Origin of the sequence: Falsigemmobacter faecalis (assembly GCF_003863335.1) — a bacterium.
Taxonomy (GTDB): Bacteria; Pseudomonadota; Alphaproteobacteria; order Rhodobacterales; family Rhodobacteraceae; genus Wagnerdoeblera; species Wagnerdoeblera faecalis.
Genome location: NZ_RRAZ01000045.1, coordinates 1 through 21,531, shown reverse-complemented (window position 1 = coordinate 21,531; position 21,531 = coordinate 1). Strand labels below are relative to the sequence as shown.

At 61.9% G+C, this 21,531-nt stretch carries 17 protein-coding genes and 3 pseudogenes; 10 read left to right on the top strand and 10 right to left on the bottom strand.

Translation table 11 applies throughout. The annotated features are described in order from the left end of the window. From EG244_RS18590 to EG244_RS18560, 7 genes and pseudogenes are all read left to right on the top strand, one after another. Nucleotides 1-384: pseudogene (locus EG244_RS18590) on the top strand (IS3 family transposase); the annotation flags it as partial. Between the two features lie 7 nt (nt 385-391). Next, a pseudogene (locus EG244_RS18585) lies at nt 392-589 on the top strand (IS3 family transposase); the annotation flags it as partial. 252 nt (nt 590-841) lie between these two features. Then, nucleotides 842-2,023, top strand: coding sequence for an FAD-dependent oxidoreductase (locus EG244_RS18580; protein WP_124966665.1), 1,182 nt, complete (start codon nt 842-844; stop codon nt 2,021-2,023). Then, entirely contained in the window at nt 2,020-2,937 is a 918-nt protein-coding gene (locus EG244_RS18575; protein WP_199738028.1) for an alpha/beta hydrolase family protein, read from the top strand. Before EG244_RS18580 ends, EG244_RS18575 begins: the two co-directional genes overlap by 4 nt. Before the next feature lie 17 nt (nt 2,938-2,954). Further along, on the top strand, nt 2,955-3,401 hold the full coding sequence (locus tag EG244_RS18570) for a MarR family winged helix-turn-helix transcriptional regulator (RefSeq protein ID WP_124966664.1): 447 nt from the start codon (nt 2,955-2,957) through the stop codon (nt 3,399-3,401). A gap of 120 nt (nt 3,402-3,521) precedes the next feature. Further along, nucleotides 3,522-4,358 (top strand): intradiol ring-cleavage dioxygenase, encoded by an 837-nt coding sequence (locus EG244_RS18565; RefSeq protein ID WP_124966663.1) that lies wholly within the window; start codon nt 3,522-3,524, stop codon nt 4,356-4,358. A 4-nt stretch (nt 4,359-4,362) separates the two neighbouring features. Beyond that, nucleotides 4,363-4,695: a hypothetical protein gene (locus EG244_RS18560; RefSeq protein ID WP_124966662.1), complete on the top strand. Its 333-nt coding sequence runs from the start codon at nt 4,363-4,365 to the stop codon at nt 4,693-4,695. A gap of 46 nt (nt 4,696-4,741) precedes the next feature. Here EG244_RS18560 and EG244_RS18555 read toward each other — a convergent pair whose 3' ends face one another. Beyond that, a complete protein-coding gene (locus tag EG244_RS18555; RefSeq protein ID WP_124966661.1) occupies nt 4,742-5,692 on the bottom strand; it encodes a LysR family transcriptional regulator in 951 nt (316 codons plus the stop codon). 93 nt (nt 5,693-5,785) lie between these two features. Here EG244_RS18555 and EG244_RS18550 point away from each other — a divergent pair, with 93 nt between their 5' ends. Both EG244_RS18550 and EG244_RS18545 read left to right on the top strand, forming a co-directional pair. Beyond that, nucleotides 5,786-6,859: a maleylacetate reductase gene (locus EG244_RS18550; protein WP_124966660.1), complete on the top strand. Its 1,074-nt coding sequence runs from the start codon at nt 5,786-5,788 to the stop codon at nt 6,857-6,859. 36 nt (nt 6,860-6,895) lie between these two features. Then, nucleotides 6,896-8,653, top strand: a complete 1,758-nt coding sequence (locus EG244_RS18545) for an FAD-dependent oxidoreductase (protein WP_124966659.1) — start codon at nt 6,896-6,898, stop codon at nt 8,651-8,653. A gap of 288 nt (nt 8,654-8,941) precedes the next feature. Here EG244_RS18545 and EG244_RS18540 read toward each other — a convergent pair whose 3' ends face one another. From EG244_RS18540 to EG244_RS18500, 9 genes are all read right to left on the bottom strand, one after another. After that, on the bottom strand, nt 8,942-10,888 hold the full coding sequence (locus tag EG244_RS18540; RefSeq protein ID WP_124966658.1) for a TRAP transporter large permease: 1,947 nt from the start codon (nt 10,886-10,888) through the stop codon (nt 8,942-8,944). Between the two features lie 56 nt (nt 10,889-10,944). Continuing rightward, nucleotides 10,945-11,970: a TRAP transporter substrate-binding protein DctP gene (dctP, locus tag EG244_RS18535; protein WP_124966657.1), complete on the bottom strand. Its 1,026-nt coding sequence runs from the start codon at nt 11,968-11,970 to the stop codon at nt 10,945-10,947. Nucleotides 11,971-13,610: 1,640 nt separating this feature from the next. Next, nucleotides 13,611-14,318: an ABC transporter ATP-binding protein gene (locus EG244_RS18530; RefSeq protein ID WP_124966656.1), complete on the bottom strand. Its 708-nt coding sequence runs from the start codon at nt 14,316-14,318 to the stop codon at nt 13,611-13,613. Further along, the gene (locus tag EG244_RS18525) at nt 14,311-15,048 is read right to left on the bottom strand and encodes an ABC transporter ATP-binding protein (protein WP_124966655.1); all 738 of its coding nucleotides are present in this window, start codon (nt 15,046-15,048) and stop codon (nt 14,311-14,313) included. The genes EG244_RS18530 and EG244_RS18525 overlap by 8 nt, the downstream gene beginning before the upstream one ends. Further along, a complete protein-coding gene (locus EG244_RS18520) occupies nt 15,038-15,991 on the bottom strand; it encodes a branched-chain amino acid ABC transporter permease (RefSeq protein ID WP_124966654.1) in 954 nt (317 codons plus the stop codon). The genes EG244_RS18525 and EG244_RS18520 overlap by 11 nt, the downstream gene beginning before the upstream one ends. Further along, nucleotides 15,988-16,860 carry a branched-chain amino acid ABC transporter permease gene (locus EG244_RS18515; RefSeq protein ID WP_124966653.1) on the bottom strand — a complete coding sequence of 291 codons (873 nt, stop codon included), beginning with the start codon at nt 16,858-16,860 and terminating at the stop codon, nt 15,988-15,990. Before EG244_RS18515 ends, EG244_RS18520 begins: the two co-directional genes overlap by 4 nt. Before the next feature lie 57 nt (nt 16,861-16,917). Further along, complete coding sequence (locus EG244_RS18510; protein WP_124966652.1) at nt 16,918-18,129, bottom strand: amino acid ABC transporter substrate-binding protein; 1,212 nt, start codon at nt 18,127-18,129, stop codon at nt 16,918-16,920. Nucleotides 18,130-18,482: 353 nt separating this feature from the next. Beyond that, complete coding sequence (locus tag EG244_RS18505; protein WP_124966651.1) at nt 18,483-19,706, bottom strand: acyl-CoA dehydrogenase family protein; 1,224 nt, start codon at nt 19,704-19,706, stop codon at nt 18,483-18,485. Nucleotides 19,707-19,730: 24 nt separating this feature from the next. Next, nucleotides 19,731-20,513: an alpha/beta fold hydrolase gene (locus EG244_RS18500; protein WP_124966650.1), complete on the bottom strand. Its 783-nt coding sequence runs from the start codon at nt 20,511-20,513 to the stop codon at nt 19,731-19,733. A 414-nt stretch (nt 20,514-20,927) separates the two neighbouring features. Between EG244_RS18500 and EG244_RS21575 the strand changes: the two are divergent. Further along, a pseudogene (locus tag EG244_RS21575) lies at nt 20,928-21,455 on the top strand (transposase); the annotation flags it as partial. Between the last annotated feature and the right edge of the window lie 76 nt (nt 21,456-21,531).

Sequence of the window (21,531 nt, the reverse complement as noted above, 5' to 3'; positions counted from 1 at the left end):
GCTCGACAATGCAGCTCTGAAAGATCTGCTTGGAAAAAAGTGGTAACGGTGAGCCATGAGCCGCCACTGGTTCAAGGCCATGGCGAACGCGCGAAGCGGCAAGCGGTCGCCCAGCTTGTGGCCAATCACAAGATGAGCGAGCGGCGGGCGTGTCAGGTCATTGGCTGTTGTCGCATGTCGGTGCGATATAAAACAGTCAGGCAGGACGATCCGGTGTTACGTGATCGGCTCAATGCGCTTGCGAGGGAGCGACGTCGGTTTGGTTATCGGCGGTTGCATGTCTTCCTTCGTCGCGAAGGGCATGAGGTCAATCACAAGCGTCTGTTCCGGATTTACCGCGAAGATGGAGGAGGATCAGAAAACGATCCGGGGGATCGTTTTCCTGCTGAACGTCAAACGCTTCCACTATCAGGCTCACCAGCAACTCAAGGCGCACTTTGTCGACCATATGGCTGCCTATAACTACGCCCGCCGCCTGAAGACCCTGAACGGCCTGACGCCTTACGAATACATCTGCAAAATCCGGACTTCAGAGCCGGAAAGACTCATCCTCGATCCGATCTACCAGATGCCGGGACTGAACACCTAAGGCTGATTTGCGCAACAGCGCCGCTGCTCACCCGCACCGGACACCAAAATGCACCAGACATCTTGACGTGCCAAATTAAATAACATGTAAATTATATTGTCGCGGCGAGGGACAACCTCCGCCTTGTGAGTTCTGGTCTGGAGGGGCCACATGAGGCGTCGCGAATGGAGGTCAGAACGTAACACGAGGGCGCAGAGCGCCTGTCCCGCGCGGCTGCCCGAGGGGGAACGCCGGGAGCGAAGGGGGGAATTCATGTCTCATCATGTGATAGTGGCGGGCGGCGGTCCGGCAGGTCTTTTGACGGCGCTTGGTCTGGCGCAGGCGGGCATTGCGGTCACAGTGCTGGAGGCGGCGCAGGCCGCCAATACCAGCCCGCGCGCGATGGTCTATCACTGGCCGGTGCTGCCGCATCTCGAGCGGCTCGGGATCCTCGATGACTGCAGGCGGATCGGCTTTCTGAAGCAGGACTACGGCTGGCGGTTCGCGCACACGGGCGAAATGATCGACTGGAGTCTTGAGTGCCTTGCCGATGAGGTAGAACGTCCCTTCAACCTGCATCTGGGTCAGGACAAACTCTCGGATATCGTCTTTGGGCATCTCGCAAAGATGTCCAATGTGACCGTCCGCATGGGGCGCAAAGTCGTCGACCTCGTGCAGGATGCGGGCAGCGTCACGGTGACGGTCGAGACCGTGGACGGAGAGCGCGAGACCTATGAGGGCGATTATCTGATCGGCTCGGACGGGGCGGCCTCGGTGGTGCGCGAGAAGCTACTCAAGCTGAACTTCTTCGGCGTAACCTGGCCTGAGCGCTTCATTGCAACCAATATCTATTGCGACTTCGAGCGCCACGGGTATCGGCGCACCACGATGCAGGTCGATGATGAGCAGGGCGCCATCATCGTAAAGATCGACGATGGCCGATTCTGGCGCGTGACGTTTATGGAAGATGCGGCTCTGCCCTCTGAGAGCATCGAGGCCCGGATCCATGAAAAGTTCAAAACGCTGCTGCCGCCGGGCGAAAGCTATGAACTGGTGGCCTTTTCGCCCTACCGCATGCACCAGCGTGCGGCGGATACCATGCAGGTGGGCCGCGTGCTTCTGGTGGGCGATGCGGGCCATATCACCAATCCGACAGGCGGTCTGGGCCTGACCTCGGGGATGTTTGACAGCTTTGCGGTGGTCGAAACCTTGAAGCGCGTGATGCTGGACGGGGCGGCCCCTGGCCTTTTGAAGGATTATTCCGACGACCGCCGTCGCAAATTCATTGAGCTTGTCTCGCCGCGTGCGTCGCAAAACAAGCTGACGGTCTTTCACTCTGCGCCGGGGAAAGCCTTTGACATCTGGACTGAACGGATGCGGGAGATTGCGCGCAATAAAGATCTGCAGCGTGGTGCGCTGTCCTTTACCGCCGGTCTTGCGACCCAATTCTCATGAGTTTTACGCTGCGTGAATTCGGCGGCACTTTCATCGGCGGAGGCCCTGTGGCCTGCGCCGATGGCAAAACCCGCCATGCCGGGGCAGGCTGGCTGAGCTGGTTTATCCCGGAAGGCGCCGGAGAGGTTTCAATCACCTGCATCCACGGCGGCGGCGGGCAGAGCAGCGATTTCATCACCACCCCGGATGGCCGCCCGGGATGGCTGCATGATTTTCTGCGCGCAGGCTTTGCGGTCTATCTCCTCGACCGCCCCGGCCATGGCCGCGCAGGCTGGAACCACGAGCATCTGGGCCCGGCGCTTCCGGCGGCGGATTACGAGATGATGACTGCGCGCTTCATGCACCCCGCCCGCGCCGCGCCCTGGCCTGAGGCGGCGTCGCACAGTCAGTGGCCTGAGGGAGCGGATGATGCGTTCATGGCCGGCCAGGGCGAAATGGCCGAGCAGCTTTCCCGGGCCCAGGCCCATGCCGAAGCGATCGCGCCTGCGCTTTTCGCCCGCATCGGGCCGACCGTGCTTTTGTCGCATTCTGCCGGCGGCCCCTGCGGCTTTGCCATGGCAAGCCATGCCGCTGAGGGACAGATCCGCGCGATCTATGCCATTGAGCCTCAGGGCGCCCCGGGGATGGTGCATCCTTTGGGCACTTTCCATGCGGGGCTGACGGTTGATCCGCCGAAAGGGGCGGGCGATCCCTATGCCGCTCCGGTGACCGTTGTCACGGCCGAGGCCAGCTGGATGCGCGGCTCGAATGCAGAGGCGGCGGCCTTCCTGCGCAGGCGCGGGAACCGGGGACGGCATCTGCTCCTGGAGGCGCACGAGATTTACGGCAACGGCCATATGATGATGCTGGAAAGAAACAGCGACAGCATATCTGCTTTTCTGATTGATCAAATCCGGGCAGACTTGCGCCTGTGAGGCAACCGGAGCCGGAAATGACTGCTGACGTCCCCCTTGAAGGCCAGTTCGGCATGGCGATTGTGGCCAGCGGCAAAGCGCTGCGCCGCAGCCTGTCGCGCCGTGCGGCAGCTTTTGGGCTACAGGATGGGGAATGGGGGATTATTGTCCACCTTCAAAGGCTTGGAGAGGGTGTCAATCAAAAGCAGCTGGCGCGGCGGATCGGCAATGACGCGGCGTCTGTGGTCCGCATCCTTGGCAATATGGAACAGGCGGGGCTGGTCATTCGCCAGCCCGACCCCACCGACGGGCGCGGCCGTCTGGTGTCGCTGAGCCCGCAGGGGCGGGAGTTGGCCGCAGTCCTGCTGGCCGATTTTGACCGCTGGGAGGCTGATGTTTTCCGCGATGTCCCCGCGGATCTCATGCGCCCCATGCTGGCCTGTCTGAACCGGCTGCGCGACCAGCTGGATCTGGCAGAGATATAACGAAAAAGCATATTGTGCCCGCCTAATCCGATCAGTCACGACCTTTCGGGTGGCTATCCTGCCTCGGAGGAGGCGCCCGGGCTTGAAGCCATGGTGCGCATGAAGACCGGGAGGGCCAGAATGAGCTATTTCACTGAAGACAGCTCAGTTGATGTGGTAAACGGGCGCATGGGGGCGGATGTTTCGCCGCGCCTGCAGGAGGTGATGAGCTCTCTTGTTCGCCATCTGCATGAGTTCATTAAAGAAAACCGCATCACCCAGGAAGAGTGGGACTACGGCATTCAGTTTCTGACCCGTACCGGACAGATCTGCTCGGGCGAGCGTCAGGAGTTCATTCTGCTGTCCGACACCCTGGGCGTATCGATGCTTGTGGATGCGATCAACAACCGCCGTCCCGCGCCGGCCACCGAAAGCACCGTTTTTGGTCCCTTCCACGTGGCCGATGCGCCGATCCGGGAGATGGGCGCCAATATCTCGCTCGACGGCAAAGGCGAAAGCTGCCTTTTTGAGGGCCGCGTCCTGGATCTGGCGGGCAATCCGATTGCGGGCGCGACCGTGGATGTCTGGTCGGACAATGCGGACGGCTATTACGATGTGCAGCAGCCCGATCTGCAGCCGAAGTGGAACAACAGGGGCCGCTTCATCACCGGCGCGGATGGCCGCTACAGCTTCCGGGGCATTCGCCCGGTCAGCTATCCGATTCCCGATGACGGCCCGGTCGGGCAGATGCTGGGCGATCTTGGGCGTCATCCCTACAGACCCGCGCATATGCATTATCTGGTCACCGCCCCCGGCTATCAGAAGCTCGTCACCCATACCTTTGTGGGGGGCGACGACTATCTGAGCTCGGATGCCGTCTTTGGTGTGAAAGAAAGCCTTGTTGCTCCCTATGAGAGCATCGCGGGCGGCGAAACGCTCTGGCGTTCTCCCTTTGACTTCTGCCTGACGGCGGTGTGACGCGATGCCCAATCTGAAGATCTATGTTGAACGCGCGCGCTATGCGGCCAGAGAGGACGCGCTGAGTGAGCAGCTTCCGGCCCTGCGCGCGCTTTTGTGTGACCACCTGGCGGTGCCGCCGGCGGCCTGCCAGATTGCTGTGCTGCCGGTTCTGGGTCTGGCAGACCAGCCCGAATTGAATGCAGAGCTGTTCATCCTGCCCGCCCCCGCGCGGGACCGAAGCTCGATCATTGCGCTGGCGGCCGCGCTGCGTGATCAGATCTCGACCGCGGCTGAGGCCCCTGCCGCGGTGCGGATCTCATTTCTGGACGCCGGGACCTATGTGGCCCTGAAATAACGGAAGCTCTGCGCTGCCCTGACCCGCGGCGCAGAGGATCTGTCCCTCAGCCGCGCCGTCTGGTGACCTGACGGTCATGCTCAATGCGGATGTGCAGCCGCTCCAGCTCCTGCATCAGAAACTTCACGAATTTCTCAAGCGCGGGCGAGCGTTCGCGGTTTTTCGCGAACAGCAGGCCCAGATGCCGGTCAGGGTGCCCGATATTCAGCGGCAGCGCGGCCATCGGCAGGCTGCGCCGCGAGAGAAAGACCACCGAAAGCGGCAGCACGGTCAGCGCATCAGATCCCGCGATCACCGATTGCACTGACGACAGCGTGCCGCCGGAGAAACTGACGCGGAAATCCTGACAGCCGATCGTCTCCAGCGCGCGCTGCAGATCCTGATGAAGCGGGCTGTTGCGCGGGGGGGCGATCCAGGAATAGGGCTCGATGTCATGGAGCGTAATGGCCTTGCGCCGCGTCAGCGGATGGCCCGCACGGCAGGCAATGACGTTACTGCCCGGAAGGGCTGCCAGAAAATTCATATCGTCCGGGATCTGGCCGATGTTCATCGGCAGGATCGCCATATCCAGCCCGCCGTTTCGCAACGAATTGGTCAGCGTCTCGGCATAGCCGTAGGACTGGTCGATCAGAACCTCAGAATTGCGGCCCTGAAAGTCCGCGATCATGGTTGAGACCACACCGTCCATAAAGAGCGGCGATCCTCCCACCCGAAGCCGTCCTGCGTGGCCCAGACGGTATTTGTCCACCAGGAAAGACGCTTCCTGGTTCGCGGCCCGGATTTTGGCACCGAGGCGTGCAAGGCTGGCCCCCAGTTCCGTGGGCCGCAAAGGCCGCCGCCCGGGCTCAAAAAGGGGCAGGCCGATCCGCTGCTCCAGCAGCGCCATGGAGCGCGAGACGGAGGGCTGGGATTTCCCGAGGGCCTGTGCGCCCTCAGTCAGACCGCCGTATTCAATAATCGCGGCCAGGAGTTCAAGATGTTCGCTGTCAATCTTCATATCCGGAAGGCATAAAGTTCGCCGCCATTCGGATCAATATTATTCCGCCTTCACCGTATAAAAACTTCAAAGCTTTGAGGGGAGGAGAGCCGGATGAGCTATTACAGCAACCAGTTCACCGCGCAGTCGGCTCAGGTCCGGGTGCGCTTTGGGGCGGGTCTGCGCCGATCGCTCGGCGAAGAGCTTGAGCGGGGTGGTTTTGAAAAGGCCCTTTTGCTGACGACGTCCTTTCAATCCGATCTTCTGGCGGAATTTGAGGGCTATTGCGGCGGGCGTTGCGCGGGCAGCTTCAGCAAGGCAGAGATGCATACCCCGGTGGCCATCTCGGAGGAGGCGGCGGATTATGCGCGGGCCTGTGACGCGGATGTGGTGATTGCCATCGGCGGTGGATCGACGACGGGTCTGGCGAAAGCCATTGCCCTTCGGACCGGTCTGCCGCAGATTATTCTGCCCACCACCTATGCCGGATCTGAGGCCACACCGGTGCTCGGACAGACCGAGAATGGCCTCAAAACCACGCTCAGCAGCCCCAAAGTACAGCCTGGTACCATCCTATATGACCCCGAGCTGATCACCGGCCTGCCACTGCCGATGACGGTCACTTCGGCCCTCAATGCCATGGCCCATGCGGTGGAGGGACTTTACGCCCGCGACCGCTCGCCCATCGCCTCGCTCATGGCGGTGGAGGGGCTGCGGGCCTTTCAGAGCGCTTTGCCGCGGGTGCTGGCCGATCCGCGGGATCTGACGGCACGGGGGGAGACGCTCTATGGCGCCTGGCTCTGTGGTACGGTGCTCGGGCAGGTGGGCATGGCGCTTCATCACAAGCTTTGCCACACGCTCGGCGGCAGCTTCGGCGTGCCCCATGCCGAGACCCATGCGGTGATCCTGCCCCATGCGGTGGCCTTCAATGCGCCCGCCGCGCAGGAGGCGCTGCGCCCGCTGACGGATCTCATGGGCCATGATAACCCGGGCCTTGGGCTTTGGCATTTTGCGCAATCCCTCGGCGCCCCGATGGCGCTGCGTGATCTGGGGCTGGCAGAGAGCGACCTTGACCGCGCGGCCGATCTGTCGGTCGCCAACCCCTATTGGAACCCGCGCAGTTTCACGCGCGACGAGATCCGTGCGCTGCTGCAGCCCGCCTGGGAAGGCCGGCCGCCGGCTGCATAAGCCCCCGCTATCCCGCCATAATTCAGGGAGGAAGACATGGCTGATTATACGACTGAGGTTCTCATTATCGGCACCGGGCCTGCGGGCTCCGCCGCCGCAGCGCTGCTGTCGGGCTATGGGATTTCAAATATGGTGGTCAACCGCTATCGCTGGCTGGCCAATACTCCGCGCGCGCACATCACCAACCAGCGCACGATGGAAGTGCTTCGCGATCTTGGCCGCGAGGTTGAGGATGAGGCCTATATGTTCGCCACCCATCAGGACCTGATGGGCGAGAATATCTTCTGCGAAAGCATCGCGGGCGAAGAAATCGGCCGCATGAAGGCCTGGGGCACCCATCCGCTGTCGCGGGCCGAGCATCAGATGTCCTCGCCGACGAAGATGAATGACCTGCCGCAGACCTTCATGGAGCCATTGCTGTTCAAGACCGCCTGCCAGCGCGGCACCGAAGCGCGGATGTCGACCGAATATCTGGGCCATGTGCAGGATGAGACGGGCGTCACCACGACCTGCAAAGATCGCCTGTCGGGGCGCGAATTCACCATCCGCTCGAAATATCTGATCGGGGCTGATGGTGGCCGCTCGCTGGTGGCCGAACACGCCGGCCTGCCCTTTGAGGGCAAGATGGGCGTCGGCGGGTCGATGAATATCCATTTCCGCGCCGATCTGAGCAAATATGTCGCCCACCGCCCTTCGGTACTTTACTGGGTGATGCAGCCAGGCGCTGATGTCGGCGGGATCGGCATGGGCCTTGTGCGGATGGTGCGGCCCTGGAATGAATGGCTGATCGTCTGGGGCTATGACATTAATGCGCCCGAACCGGAGGTGACGCCGGAGTTTGCGACCAATGTGGCGCGACAACTGATCGGTGTGCCCGATCTTGAGATTGATCTGATTTCGGCCAGCGTCTGGACGGTGAACAACTATTACGCCACCCGCACGTCAAACGGCCGGGTCTATTGCATGGGCGATGCAATCCACCGTCATCCGCCGTCGAATGGTCTGGGCTCGAACACTTCGATCCAGGATGCTTTCAATCTGGCCTGGAAACTGGCCATGGTGTTGAAGGGTCAGGCCGGCGAGAAGCTTCTCGACAGCTATGACGCCGAGCGCGCGCCGGTCGCCAAACAGATCGTCACCCGCGCCAATCAGTCGATCGCCGAAACCGGTCCGATTTTTGCGGCTCTGGGCATGGCCGAGGGCGTCAGCCCCGAGCAGATGCAGACCAATCTTGAAGCCCGCACCGAAGGCACCCCTGAGGCCGAGGCGCAGCGCGAAGCCATCCGCAAAGCGATTGCCTTTAAGAAATACGAATTTGATGCCCATGGCGTTGAGATGAACCAGCGCTACCGCTCAGAGGCGGTGCTGACCGATGGCCAGCTTGAGCCGGATTTCCAGCTCGATGCGGATCTGCATTACCAGCCGACCACCTGGCCCGGCGCGCGTCTGCCCCATGCCTGGCTTTACCGCCATGACAACGGCGCCGGGGTCTCGACGCTCGATCTGTGCGGCAAAGGGCGCTTTACGCTGCTGACGGGACTTGGCGGCGAGGCCTGGGCCAGGGCGGCCACGCAGGTGGCGGCGGATCTCGGCATTGATCTGGTGACCCATGTCATCGGGCCGCGCCAGACCTATGCCGATCACAGCGGCGACTGGGCGCGGATCTCTGAGATCCGGGACAACGGCTGCATTCTGGTGCGTCCGGACCATCACGTGGCCTGGCGCGCAACCTCGGCGCATGAGGCTCCTGAGGCTGAAATCGCCCGCGTTCTGCGCAGCGTTCTGGCGCTCTGAACGAAGCCTGCTCCTTATCTCTGAACCCCGGCTGCATCCTGTGCAGCCGGGGTTTTTATTTGACAGAAGGCCGCCTGGAGCACTTGCGGCATCTGTTGTCAGGATTGCTTAAGTCTCGGCTTCCGTCCGGACCGTGTGCAGGAATGCTGAAAACAGGCAGGTCTGCCTGCCGGCCTGAATGGCAGGTCCCGCAGGTCCCTCCGCCAGCCAGGCCCCCGGGTTCGCCAACGTAACAGGGGCAGCACCCTGGTGCTGCCCCTGTTACCGGCCGCCGAACTCAGTTCTGTGTCAGAGCATTCCGGGCAGCCACAGCACGATGACCGGAAAGGCGATCAGCAGCGCCAGTTTGAGGATGTCGGCGATCACAAAGGGCATTACGCCTGCGTAGACCGCATTCATCCTGATTTTCGGCGCCACACTCTTGAGCATAAAGAGGTTCAGACCGAAGGGCGGGGTGATCACGCCGATCTCGACCACGACCACCATCACAACGCCCCACCAGACCGGATCATAGCCATAGGCCGCGACGATGCCGGTCGAGATGCTCGCAGTGATCATCATGATGGCCATGCTGTCGAGGACAAAGCCAAGCGCCACATAGACGATGCAAAGAAGCACAACCACCTGCCAGCCTTCAAGATTAAGGCTGCCGATCAGGCCGACCATGGCTTCCGAAAGGCCGGTCGAAGAGAAGAAGAAGGTGGTGATCAGCGCGCCGATGATCAGAAAGTAAATCATCGAAGTGGAGCGCGTGGTTTCTGCCATCACCTGCCAGAACCCGCCGCCTTTCAGACCACCGCGCAATGCGAGGACTGCATAGGCCACCACGGCGCCGATCCCTGCCGCTTCGGTCGCGGTGAAGATACCAAGGAAGATCCCGCCAAAGACGATGCCGAACATCGCAATCGCCGGCAGCGCCCGCAGACCGGTGGTCCGGATCATCGCAAAGTCCCAGGGCTCACCCTTCGGGGCGGCACCGGGGCGGATCCGCACAATGATGAGGATCGTCGCAAAATAAAGCGTGATCGTCAGGAAGGCGGGGATGATCATCGCCATGTAAAGCGCACCGATCGACTGCTCGACCAGCAGCGCGAAGACCACCGCCGCCGTTGAGGGGGGCAGCAGTTGCCCGAGTGTGCCGCCTGAGGCAATGGCCCCCGCCGCCAGGCTCTCGGAATAGCCGCGCTTTTGCATCTCCGGATAGGCCACCGAGCCAATGGTTGCGACCGTGGCCACCGACGAGCCGGTCAGTGCGCCAAAGCCCGCTGAGCCGCCGATCGTCGACAGCGCCAGCCCGCCACGGAACGGCGAAAAGAGCGCCTGAGCAAAGGCGAAAATGTCTTTCGACATGCCGCTCTGGATCGCAAAGCCGCCCATCATCAGGAAAAAGGGCACCACGGCCAGATCAAGGCTGACCAGCAGACCCTTGGTCTCATTGCCGGTGACATTGATGGCCTGGCTGGGGCCAAACATCGCCAGAATGCCGAGGGCTGCGGTCACGCTCAGCGCGGCAGCCAGCGGCACATAAAGGAGGATCATCACCCAGAGCAGCAGTACCAGAAGCCCGGCTGCGGTAAGCGTATGCGTCATGAAGAAATCTGACAGCCCGCCAAACCAGCTGATCGTGGCAGAAAGGGCCAGAGCCATGCCGCAAAAGACCACCAGCACGCCCACCCACCAGCGCGAATGCAGGTCCGCTGCGGCGCGCAGCGCCACCATCAGCTGCGCCGGAAGGCAAAGCAAAAAGCTTGCGGCGATCACGAAATAGAACGGCCAGAGCGGCACCTTCAGGATGGTGGTGATGGTGCCACGGTTCCAGGAAGAGAGCGCCTGTTTCCATACCGCCCAGACCAGCAGGCCAAGGGTGGCCACAAAGAGCACCGCCCCGATTGCGCGCAGCCATTTCAGACCGGCCGGCCCGAAGAGCGGCCCAAGCAGGTCGATCTCCAGCACGGCGCGGTCGCTTAAGCCAGAAGCCAGGACCAGCGCAATGGCGGCCGGGAAGATCGTCTGGAAAATCTCGTTTGATCCGGCGATCGGGCTGTCGAAGAGCCAGCGCATGATCATCACGTCAAATGTCGTGATCAGCGCCACGCCCAGCATCAGCACCGCGCCGAAGGTCGCAACCCGCCGCGCGATCTGCCCGATGACCTCATCACCGCGGGCGATGGCCCGTCTGGCCCGGCAGGGCTCTGCCGGGGTGTGCTGTGCCAGATGAATGTCAGCCTGTGTCATGGCGGCTCCTCCCGTCCATAGATGCGGGGGGCAGAACTACGGCCCCCCGCCTTGGGTCAATTGGCGCCGTCGATGGTGTTGTATTCGGCAAGGAAGGTGTCATAGACCTCCTGGCCTTTGGGCGTGTCTTTGATCCACTGCGCCACCACCGGATCAATCGCGACGGACCAGCGGGCGAGTTCAGCTTCATCCATCTCAGCACGGATCAGCTGGCCCGCTTCGGTCAGACGGGCTTCGAAACTGGTGCGGAAGTCGTTTTGTTTCGCCCCCATGAAGCGCGACAGGCGCTCCCCGCGCCAGGCGTCGATCGCGGCTTTGCCCGCGTCATCCAGATTGGCATAGGCGTCTTTGTTCATTGCAAAGACAAAGGTGGTCATGCCGAAAGCCATGGCGGGCTGTTCGTGCGGCAGCAGTTCCGCAAAGCGGTAGATCACCCCGGTATTGACGTTGCCTACAGCCGCGTCGACGACACCGCGGTCGATCGCCTGATAAGCTTCGTTAAAGGCGATCGAGACCGGAGCGCCGCCAAGCGCTGCGATGGCATTGGCCGAGTTGGCATCCGCCACGCGCACGCGCAGACCTTTCAGGTCTTCGAGTTTGGTGATCGGGGTCTTGGAGTTGAGCGTAAAGGCGATGGCGGTTTGAAAGCCCAGAACCTCAACCTCGTCGAGCGCTACGTCAAGGAGGCCCTTCTCATAGAGTTTCCACATCGCCACCGAGGCCGCCTCGGTGTTGCGGCCGAGGCCCGGCAGCGAAGCGACAAAGGCCGCTTTCAGGGGCAGTCCGGTGTTGTTCAGCGAGGCGATGCCCATATCGGCCACACCGGCAGTCACCCGGTCCCACATATTGGAGGCCGTGGCGAAGGGCGGCGGGAAGGATTCGACGCGCAGAGCCCCATTTGACTCTGTGTTCAGGGCCTCGGCCCAGACGCCATAGGCTTCTTTTTGCAGAAGGCTTTCAGAGGACTGGCCAGTGGCGAGGCGCAGATGCTGCTCAGCTGCGGCGCCGGTTGCAAACAGGGCCACCGACGACAATGCGGCAATGGCCAGCCCGCGAAGGCCGGTCGAATAACGTTTGGACATCTTTTCTCTCCCTCACTGGCTTCGCCGCGTCCCGGCGCTGGCAAAGCCTCCCCGTGCCTGATCCGCAGCAGACACACTGCCGGAACGTTGACCGCCCCCGAGTTCCCCCGATCCTCAGCTGGTGTTTCTGAGGGTCTCCTCCGCCGATAACATTAGTGTGAAAACCTCGGATCAAAATGCAATGATCTGATAAATATATTTCTTTGGGGTATATAATCCGGGTCGATTGCCGGGCTGCTCGAACCCCCGGGCTGCGAGGGGCTTGATGGTATCGCCCTCGCCCAAAGGCATCGATTTGCCATGACGGGACCGCCACAATCCCTTTGGAAAGCACTCATGACAGAGCGCTCAGCAATGAGCTTGGGCTGGCAAAGCCTGTGACCAGGCGCATAACCCCCGCGTCTCATGGGCCGGTCTTCGCCGGACACGGCTGCGCGATCCGGGTCCGGCTTTCTTTTCAACGTTGCCACCTTGTGGTGTCGCCATGGAGGCTGCGGAGGGCGGTGGCTTCAGATCCATGAAGATGTTGAGAAAATTAAGACAGGCATCAATCACCGAAACCACCGCGAGGCGGCCCAGGACATCCATGCCCTCATCGTCGTGGTCCAGATAGTTCTGTCTGCACTACAAAGACGATCCTCACCCCCTGGAGACGCCGGAAAGTCGGGCAGCGCTGATGCGGGGGGCCATGACCAGACCTGTCAGTCCAAGGGCCAGCGGTGCCCCCAGCCCGAGAGATCCCGCCTGTCGCTATAGCCCGCAGGCGAGCGCGCGGCAAAGCACCTGCTGAGACGAGGAAGGTCCCAACCAAGCCCGACATGGGTGAAATCGGTGCTTCGCCAATACCCTTCGCCCTCAGGCCGCATCACTTCAAACTGTGCCATGCGGCGGTTATCCGGCCAACGACCGCCGTTTTGCCGTCGTCGGTCAGGTTCGGCGCGAAAAGGCCGTTGAAGTCGGAAAACGGATACCCGCAACAGCCGGCCGCCTCCTGCAGGCGTGTACGAGCGATACTCCCGCGGGCCAGCTTAAACGCCGCAATATCAGAGTTAGCAGACACTGCAGGATTTCTGCGTTTTGGCTGAGGCCCTCGCCGTTCAGTCCAGGCACCGGCAGGGCACTGCGTGGGGCGATGGCAAGAAACTCTCTATCGGAAGCGGATATTTTCTCACGCAGATGACCGACACGGCTTCGAAAGGCGCGTCCATTTCATGGAGGATGATGTGACCGGCCTGCGAACAGGCACCGGGAAAATAGCAGAGCACCATGGATAGTCGTCGGCTAAAGCCACAAGCGACCTCAGGTGCAGCGTGACACCGCAAGCAGACAGCATCGCAGCGGATGGTTGAATGGAAACGCTTCTTTGCAGCGCCATATGAATGGCTGACCGCGACCGATACTGCCCTCCTGCGAAAGCGTCATCAGACGAGCGGTCTTGCCCCCGCCCCGCAAGAAAGTGTCAATGAGGACTGTCTCGCTGTGTCCGGAGGCGTGGCAGCGCCCTGACCTGCCGCCGCCCGCGGTGCGGGCGGGCGGTCTCTCTCACGGGAAAACCCTTGCCACGCAGCAGCTTCGGCGCATCTTTCGGACGCGCAGGAGCGTGCCTGCGTCAGAGCCGCGGAGGGGAAATCCGCTGATTTTCAGCCGCCCAGATAGGCCTTTTGCACCGCCGGGCTTTTCAAAAGCTCCTGCGCGCTGTCTTCGCCGACGATGCAGCCCTTTTCGATCAGATAGCCCCGCTGCGAAATGGCCAGGCTCTGATGGGTGTTCTGCTCAACAATCAGCACGCCGATCCCGCGTTGGGCGATCCCCGGCAGCGCGCGGAACAGCTCTGAAGTCAGCAGCGGTGAAAGACCGAGTGAAGGCTCATCAAGCAGAAGGATTTTGGGGCGCGTCATCAGGGCACGACCGATCGCCACCATTTGCTGCTCGCCGCCGCTCATGGTCCCGGCAATCTGCGTCAGCCGCTGCTTCAGCTTGGGAAAGATGCTGAAGACAATCTCAAGGCTTTCGGCAGCAGCGGCGCGGGTTCGCGGCAGAAAAGCACCGAGACTGAGGTTTTCGGCCACTGTCAGCGTGCTGAACAAATGCCGGCCTTCGGGCACCAGTGCGAGACCTGCATCGACGATCTTATGGGAGGGAAGCGCATGCAGCGCCTGATCCTCCAGCGAAATTCGACCGCCCGGCGCATGGGGCACCAGCCCCGAGACCGCTTTGATCAGAGTGGATTTGCCCGCTCCATTGGCACCGAGCACAACCACGATTTCCCCGGATTTCACCTGCAGTGCCGCATTTTCAAGCGCCAGATGCCGTCCGTAGCGGACAGAAAGGGCCTTCACTTCAAGCATGGACCGGCTCCCCGAGATAGGCTTCAACAACCAGCGGATCGCTCAGCACCGCTGCGGGAGTGCCCATGGCAATCCGCGTCCCCGCATTCATCACCACGCAGCGGTCACAAAGCGAGTGGATCGCGGACATAACATGTTCCACCATGATGATGGTGGTGCCGAGGCTCCGGATCTGCCGGATCATGGCGATGCCGGTATGCAGCTCGGTGGCGTTCAGCCCCGCGAGCCATTCATCCAGCAGCAGGACCTTAGGCTCCAGCGCCATCGCGCGGGCCAGCTCCAGCCGCTTCTGGTCGATATAGGTGAGCTCTGACACCGCGGCACCGCCGAGGCCGCCAAGACCCACAAGCTCCAGAAACTCCGCAGCCCTGCGCCGAAGCGTGGCATCCCAGGGCTGCCGGGGCCGGAAGGCCAGCCCGACCATAACGTTTTCCAGCACGCTCATATCTTCAATCAAACGCAGAAGCTGAAAGGTGCGCGCAATCCCGCGCCGCGCAATCAGATGCGCAGGCTGTCCGGCGATATCCTGCCCCTCCAGCAGGATCTGACCCTGATCCGGGCGGAAAGCCCCGGAAATGAGGTTCATCGTGGTGGTTTTGCCTGAGCCATTCGGCCCGATCAGGCCGAAGATCTCTCCCCGCATGACGTCAAAGGAGACATCATTGACGGCGACGAGTCCGCCGAAGGATTTGCGAAGTCCCTGCAGCCGCAGGACGGGGTCAGCGCTCATGGTGCGGCTCCTTCAGGCTGAGATCGGGCGCCGGACGCGCCAGAAGCTGGCTGAGACGGCCCGAAAGCCCGTTCGGCAGCAGATAAACGATCACGATGAAAACAAGGCCAAGCAACAACGCGAAGGCCTGAGGGAAGTGGCTGCCAAGGATCTCAAACAAAATAGACATCAGCAGCGCACCCAGCAGCGGGCCCCAGAGACGGCTCATGCCGCCCAGCATGGCCATGATCACGACCTGAAATGACAGCGTGGCATTAAAAGCGATGGCCGGATCAATATAGGTCCAGCGCGGGGCCATGATCGCACCGGCAAGCGCCATCACAGCAGAACTCGCGACGAAGAGGCCAAGTTTCGCACGTGTCGGCTCCAGCCCGAAATGCCGCGCCATGGGCTCGTTTCCGCCGATGACCCGCAGGGCAAAGCCCAGCCGCGAGCGGTGCAGCGCCACGGCCCCCAGCAGCACCAGCGTCAGAAGGCCAAGCAGCTGCCAGAAAATGGTCTCCTGGCTGATGTCAAGAAACACATATCGGCCCATGGACTGGGTGATATTGACCTCATACCAGGTGACCATCTGGCGCACCATTTCGCTCAGCCCGAAGGTGAAGATCACGAAATAGATCCCGGCCAGCCGAAGCGTCGCCAGACCGACCAGCAGGGCCATGCCCATCCCGGTCAGCAGCGCCACCAGCAGCACCAAAGGCCAGGGCAACACCTCGCCCAGCACGGCAACGGTATAGGCACCAATCCCGAAGAAGACCACGCTCGCCAGCGACACATAGCGCGTGGGTCCGGAAAACTGCCCCCAGGCGGTGGCAAGGATCATGTAATTCAGAGTGCCGATGGCCAGGGTCAGCCAGAAGCTGTCCACCAGAAGCGGCGTGAAAGCCAGCAGACCGGCTGCGGCAAGGATCGCCAGATAGGGGCGCAAAGTTGTCGTGTTCATCGCACCACCCGACCGAAAATGCCCTGCGGCCGCAGCAGCAGCACCAGAAGAAAGACCGCATAGATCACCGCTACCGTCAGGCCGGGATCGAGATAGGCAGCCACGAAAGATTCCACGAGCCCGAGGCTTAGTCCGGCCAGCAGCGCCCCAGGCACATGGCCGACCCCGGCCATGATCACAACAATCAGCGCCTTCATAGTAAAGACGACGCCCATTTCAGCGGTGAAGGTCAGATAGGTCGAGACCATCACGCCACAGAGCGCCGCCACCGCACCACCCAGACCAAAAGCGAGGCCCGCTGCCCATTGCACGTCAATGCCGACCAGCCTTGCTCCGACCGGATCCACCGCCACCGCGCGCAGCGCAGCGCCGGTACGGGTCCGCATCAGCAAAACCCAGCCCAGCCCCCCCACAACCAGAGCTGCGACAAAGGACAAAAGCCGGTTGGCGGGCACCGTGGCGTCCAGGATCCGGATCGGGACGGCAAGATAGCTGTAATTGGTGTAATTGCTGCCAAAGACCAGCAGCAGAATGCCCATAATGGCAAAGAGCAGACCAAAGGTCAGCAGCATACTGTCAATCTCAAGCGCCATGCCGGTCCCCGCCCGCCGCACCAGTGGTGTGGCCATAATCCGATAGACCAGCCACGACAGCCCGAAGGCCACAGGTACAATGACCACGGCCAACAGATAGGGGCTGATCCCCAGGGTGCCAAACAGCATATAGGCGGCAAAAGCGGCGCCGATCAGAAACTCACCATAGGCGAGGTTCATCGTGCGCGAGACCGAATATTGGATCGTCAGCCCCATTGCGACCAGCGCATAGACGCCACCGAGCGTCAGCCCGGCCAGCAAGGCATTCATAAACATTCTATTTTTCCCTGCGAGAGAGAGGGGGAGCGGCTGAGCCGCTCCCCGTGAGGGGGCTCAGCGGGCCGGCCAGGGCTGCTTCGGCGCGACCAGCGCGCCGGCACCGGGGACATCGCGCGGACCAAGGCCCACCACCATGCCATCGCGGATCTGCCCGGCTTTGAAAATCGACGGCATCATCTGCGTGGCGAGGCTGATTTCGCCCAGCACGGTGTCGAATTTGCCCGACTTCATCTCATTGGCAATGGCCGTGTTGTCCAGAGAGCCGACCCGTTCAATCGCCTGCTCCATGGCCTGCAGCCCGGCATAGGTCACGATCGAGCCTGCGCTGTCGGGCGTTTTGCCGGTAACTTCCTTATGGCGCGCAATATAGGCCAGGGTTTTCTCATCCGACATATCCAGCCCGCCATGGGTCAGCAGACCCTCTGCCGAGGCGCCGAATTTCGCGGTAAACATCGGGAAGGCACCGCCAATGCCCACATACATCACTGCCGGGTTGAAGCCCTGCAGCTGGGCGCTTTCGGTGATCGCAACGGTATCCGGCGGATAGCTGAATGACGCAAAGGCTTTGGCATCTTTGATCTCGGTGAGAATGGCCGAGAAATCCTGGGTGCCGACCGGATAGGTCTTGTCATATGTGAGTGTGAAACCCGCCGCTGCAAAGGCTTTACGGGCAGCCTTGGCAAGGTCGATCCCGAAAGCATCGGCGACGGATATCATCGTCACCTCATCGCCGATGTGACCAGCCTTGCGGGCCTCATCCATCAGTTCAACCACCGGCTCAGCCCAGGAAGCCGCCGTGCCGGAGAGCCAGAAGCTGTTGGGCCAGCGCTTCGTCAGTTCCGGCGCACGATCGGTGATCCCGGTCGCCATCATCTGGATGTAATTGCCCTTATCAAAGAGCGGGCCGACGGCCAGGTTCATCGCGGTGCCCCAGGGCGCCAGCAGAATATCCACCTTGTCCTGGTTGATCAGACGCTCAACCGCCTTCACCGCCTCTTCCGAGTTGGAGCGGTCATCATACGCGATGACCTCAACCGGGCGGCGCTCTGCGCCAACCAGCAGGCCGCCTTTCTCATTCAGCTCATGCACCCAAAGGTTGTAATTCGGCAGCGTTGTGGTGCCTGCACCACCTGCGTTGGGGCCGGTGAGTGAGACGGCATAGCCGATTTTCACAGGCTTTGCGTCCTGCGCCAATCCGGCTCCGGCCGAGCTGAGGGCCAGAACGCTGGCAAAAGCTGCCAAAGCGGCACGTCGGGTCGTCTTCATGTGTTTTCCTCCCTGATCGGCACGCCGGCCGATTGTCCTCAGTGCTCTGCCCCAGACCCGAGCCTCCCCGCCCGGGTCTGTTGCCGTCGTCTTTTCAACGCCTTCCCGCATGGCCCCGGGATCGGTCGGGCCTCGGCGCGTGGCGGGCGGGTGGCCCGCCACAGCGATGATCTGCCAGTTGAGCGCCCCCGGCGGGACCAAGGTGCCGTCCGGCAGGCGCGCAGGGCTGTCGGTGCATCCTCTGCAGGCCATGCACGGGGCTGTGCCCTGGCAGAGGTACTCAGCTGAACGCCAGCCCAACGCTTTCCAGCAACAGCCCCGCCGTTCGGGCAGCCACCCAACCGCGGCGCGGCTCAGGCTTTCTTTTCGATCAGGTCATAGAACTGCCAGCGGCGGTCGGACCAGAGCCCGCCTATCTCCCGACCGGCATTGTTCATCACTGCCGGCGAGATGGTGATGTGATTGACCGCCACCATCATATCGCGGAAAATACGCTGCATGACGCCGGCCCGCAGCGACGCACCGCCCGCAGCCCGGTAAGCGAAGTTCACCGCCCGCTCTCCGGCCTCATGGATCTCGGATTTCGCCATATGGATCAGGGTGACCTGACGGGTGGAAATCGGCTCGCCACGTTCCACGCTGCCCTCAATGTCGCTCCAGACTTCCATGACGAGGGCCCGGGCCGCCCGATAGCGGGCCTCAGCCTGGGCGTAGTCATGCCAGAACTTTTCGCTTTCGCCGAGGGCTCCGGCACGGCCGGTTTTTGAGCGGGCAAATTTTGCGATCTCATCGAGCATCCGGCGGCCTGCACCCATAGCCCAGCCGGTATGACCAATCGAGGCCAGACCAATCACACCAAGGCTGAACAGCTCTTTCTGGCGCTGCGGCTCTGCCGTCAGGATAGGGAAGACCATGTCCTCGGCGATAAAGACATCTTCCGCCGCATAATCGATCGAGCCTGAGCCTTTGAGTCCCAGCACATCCCAGTTGCCCATCGGCTTGTGCTCAGACACCGGCGCATGGGTGCACATGATGACCGGTGCGCCATTTGCATCCATCAACGGTTTCCCGGTGCCGTCATCCACAAAAGCCGCGCTGTGGGTATAGGTGGCATGCGTAAAGCCCGAGCCATAGCTCCAGCGACCATTGAGCCGCCAGCCGCCATCGACCTTTTTGAGCATACCAAGGGGTGCTCCCTGTCCGGAAAACCGATGTTCGGTCCCCGGCGCAAAGAGCCGGGCCACTGCGCTGTCGGGCAGAAAAGCCGCCGACATGGCGCCGATCCCCGCATGGACCATCGACACCCAGCCCGCCGCGCCCGAGTATGAGGTCACGGCTTCGAGGATCTGCAGGCCCTCGGTTGGACGCATCTGCGCCCCGCCCATGTCTTCGGCGGCAAAGAGATGCGACAGCTTCAGCGGACGCAGGGCTTCAAAGCTGGCGGGCGTGAGTTCCCCGGCCGTTTCATCTGCCTCGGCATTCGCCTCCAGCAGCGGGCCGATTTCATGTACCTTTGCGAGCAGCGCGCGAAAATCGGTGGTCGTGCCCCAGGTGGTGTGTTTAAGCGGTTTGTTCATTTGAAATTCCTCCCCGGAAATTCGTCAGGCAGCCAGAAAATCGCCGATGGTCTGCAGCGCCTCGGGGCGCTCCTGGGCGATCAGATGGCCGGTGTCGGGCAGAGTGATGAGCTGCGCATCCGGCAGCGTCTCCACCCAAAGCGGGGCCTGGGAGGCAGGCAGAATGCGGTCCTTCTCGCCCCAGACGACCAGGGCGGGATTGGTAATCCGCGCCAGCAGACGGCGCAGGTTCGGGTGGCCCATGCCGTGGGGCGCGCAGATGCGGCCCACCGTTTCTCCTTCGCGGCCCCGGGCCATACCGAAGGCTTCCGCCGCAGCATTGTCGCTGCCATCGGGGAAATATTGCAGGGCCACCGCAACATCATGCGCCAGATAGCCCGGGAACTCGGCCGGGGCGATTTGCGACAGGGGCGTGGCCGGGTGGGCCGGATCATTCAGCCCGGCAGGTGCAAGCAGCACCAGACGGTCGAACTTTTCGCGGGCCACGGCCGCGAGTTCGCTCGCGAGCCATCCTCCCATGGAAAAGCCCATCAGATGGGGTTTCTCCTCCAGTCCCATGGCGTCAAGCAGATTGAGGTAATGGATCACAACATCTGAGGCCCCTGCGAGATGGGGCGCATCGCCGGAATCGCCCATCCCCGGATGCGAGGGGCAGATCATCTGAAAGCGATCCGCCAGACCTTCGGCAAAGTCAAAGCCCTCCAGCGTGGACGCTCCGTGCAGAAAAAGCACCGGCTTGCCCCGGCCCGTCACCCGTACCGAGGTGCGCACTCCCCCGATCTCATAAATACGCGTTTCAACTGCCATTGGACCCTCCGCTTCGCAGCGCATCTGCGGCCCGGGCCGGTGAAGCGCTCCTGACACTTCGCCGGCTGGCTGTATTCCGCCTGCGCTCTCCTGGTTCCAGAACGCCTGACAAAGATGCAGCGGTCAAATTGAAAGATCGGAGAAATTCATAACGCAATGGCATATTAATGAATAATCGGAGCGCACCAGATCGCTTCCAGCGAAAAACCGGAGCTAAGTGATGTCGTCAGCCCCTTCTCTTTGCGTGCAGCAGAGTGGAAGTTGCGGTTGGCGAGCTTTTCGTGTGCCGGGCTGATCTCGCCCAAGTATGAGCTGTAGCGCCGCCACCCGGCCGCGGCACGACCAAAGCTACCTGGCGCGTTGCATAAATCTGCTGGGATTCAGTGTTTTGCCAGAGCATGCTCCCCCTTTGGCATGAGCGATCGATCCACTCCCCGCGACAAGACCAGCAGCTGGCGAGCCTGCAATCACGCGTTGAAGCAACGCGGTTCGCTGACGGCCTGGTTTGACGCAGATATGGAGTGGGTCGCAAAGCCCTCCGGCAAGCGCGGACGACAGCAGGCCTCCAGCCGTAAGGCGGATCAGCAAACAGTCCGGGTATGAGCAGGACAAGTATTTGATCCAGGGGATCAGATGCCCTGCGATTGGTTTGCCCGACGACCGCCATCCAGGCCTGCCTGACCCGTGAGCGGTGCTTTTCGGGCTGCCATTGCGACAGATCGAGCCAGGGTCCGCCATGGGTTCGAGGCCCCCTGGCGAGGGGGATTTATGGAGAGCCTTTTGGCTTTGTCCGGTCTGTCGTGGTCGGTGCCCATCGTCGGGACATCTGCCACTGGACAGATGTCTGATCCTCCTCTGTTCAGCACTCTGAGCCGCCGACAGACTATATTGAAGGTGGCGATCCCTGACCGCGCCAGAGAAGGTCTGCATCTGCTGATCGACATCGAGCCATTGACCTGCCACTGAACTTTCATCCGGCCGCGACTGGAGCCGGTAGCTGATTTATGCCTTTCGGCAC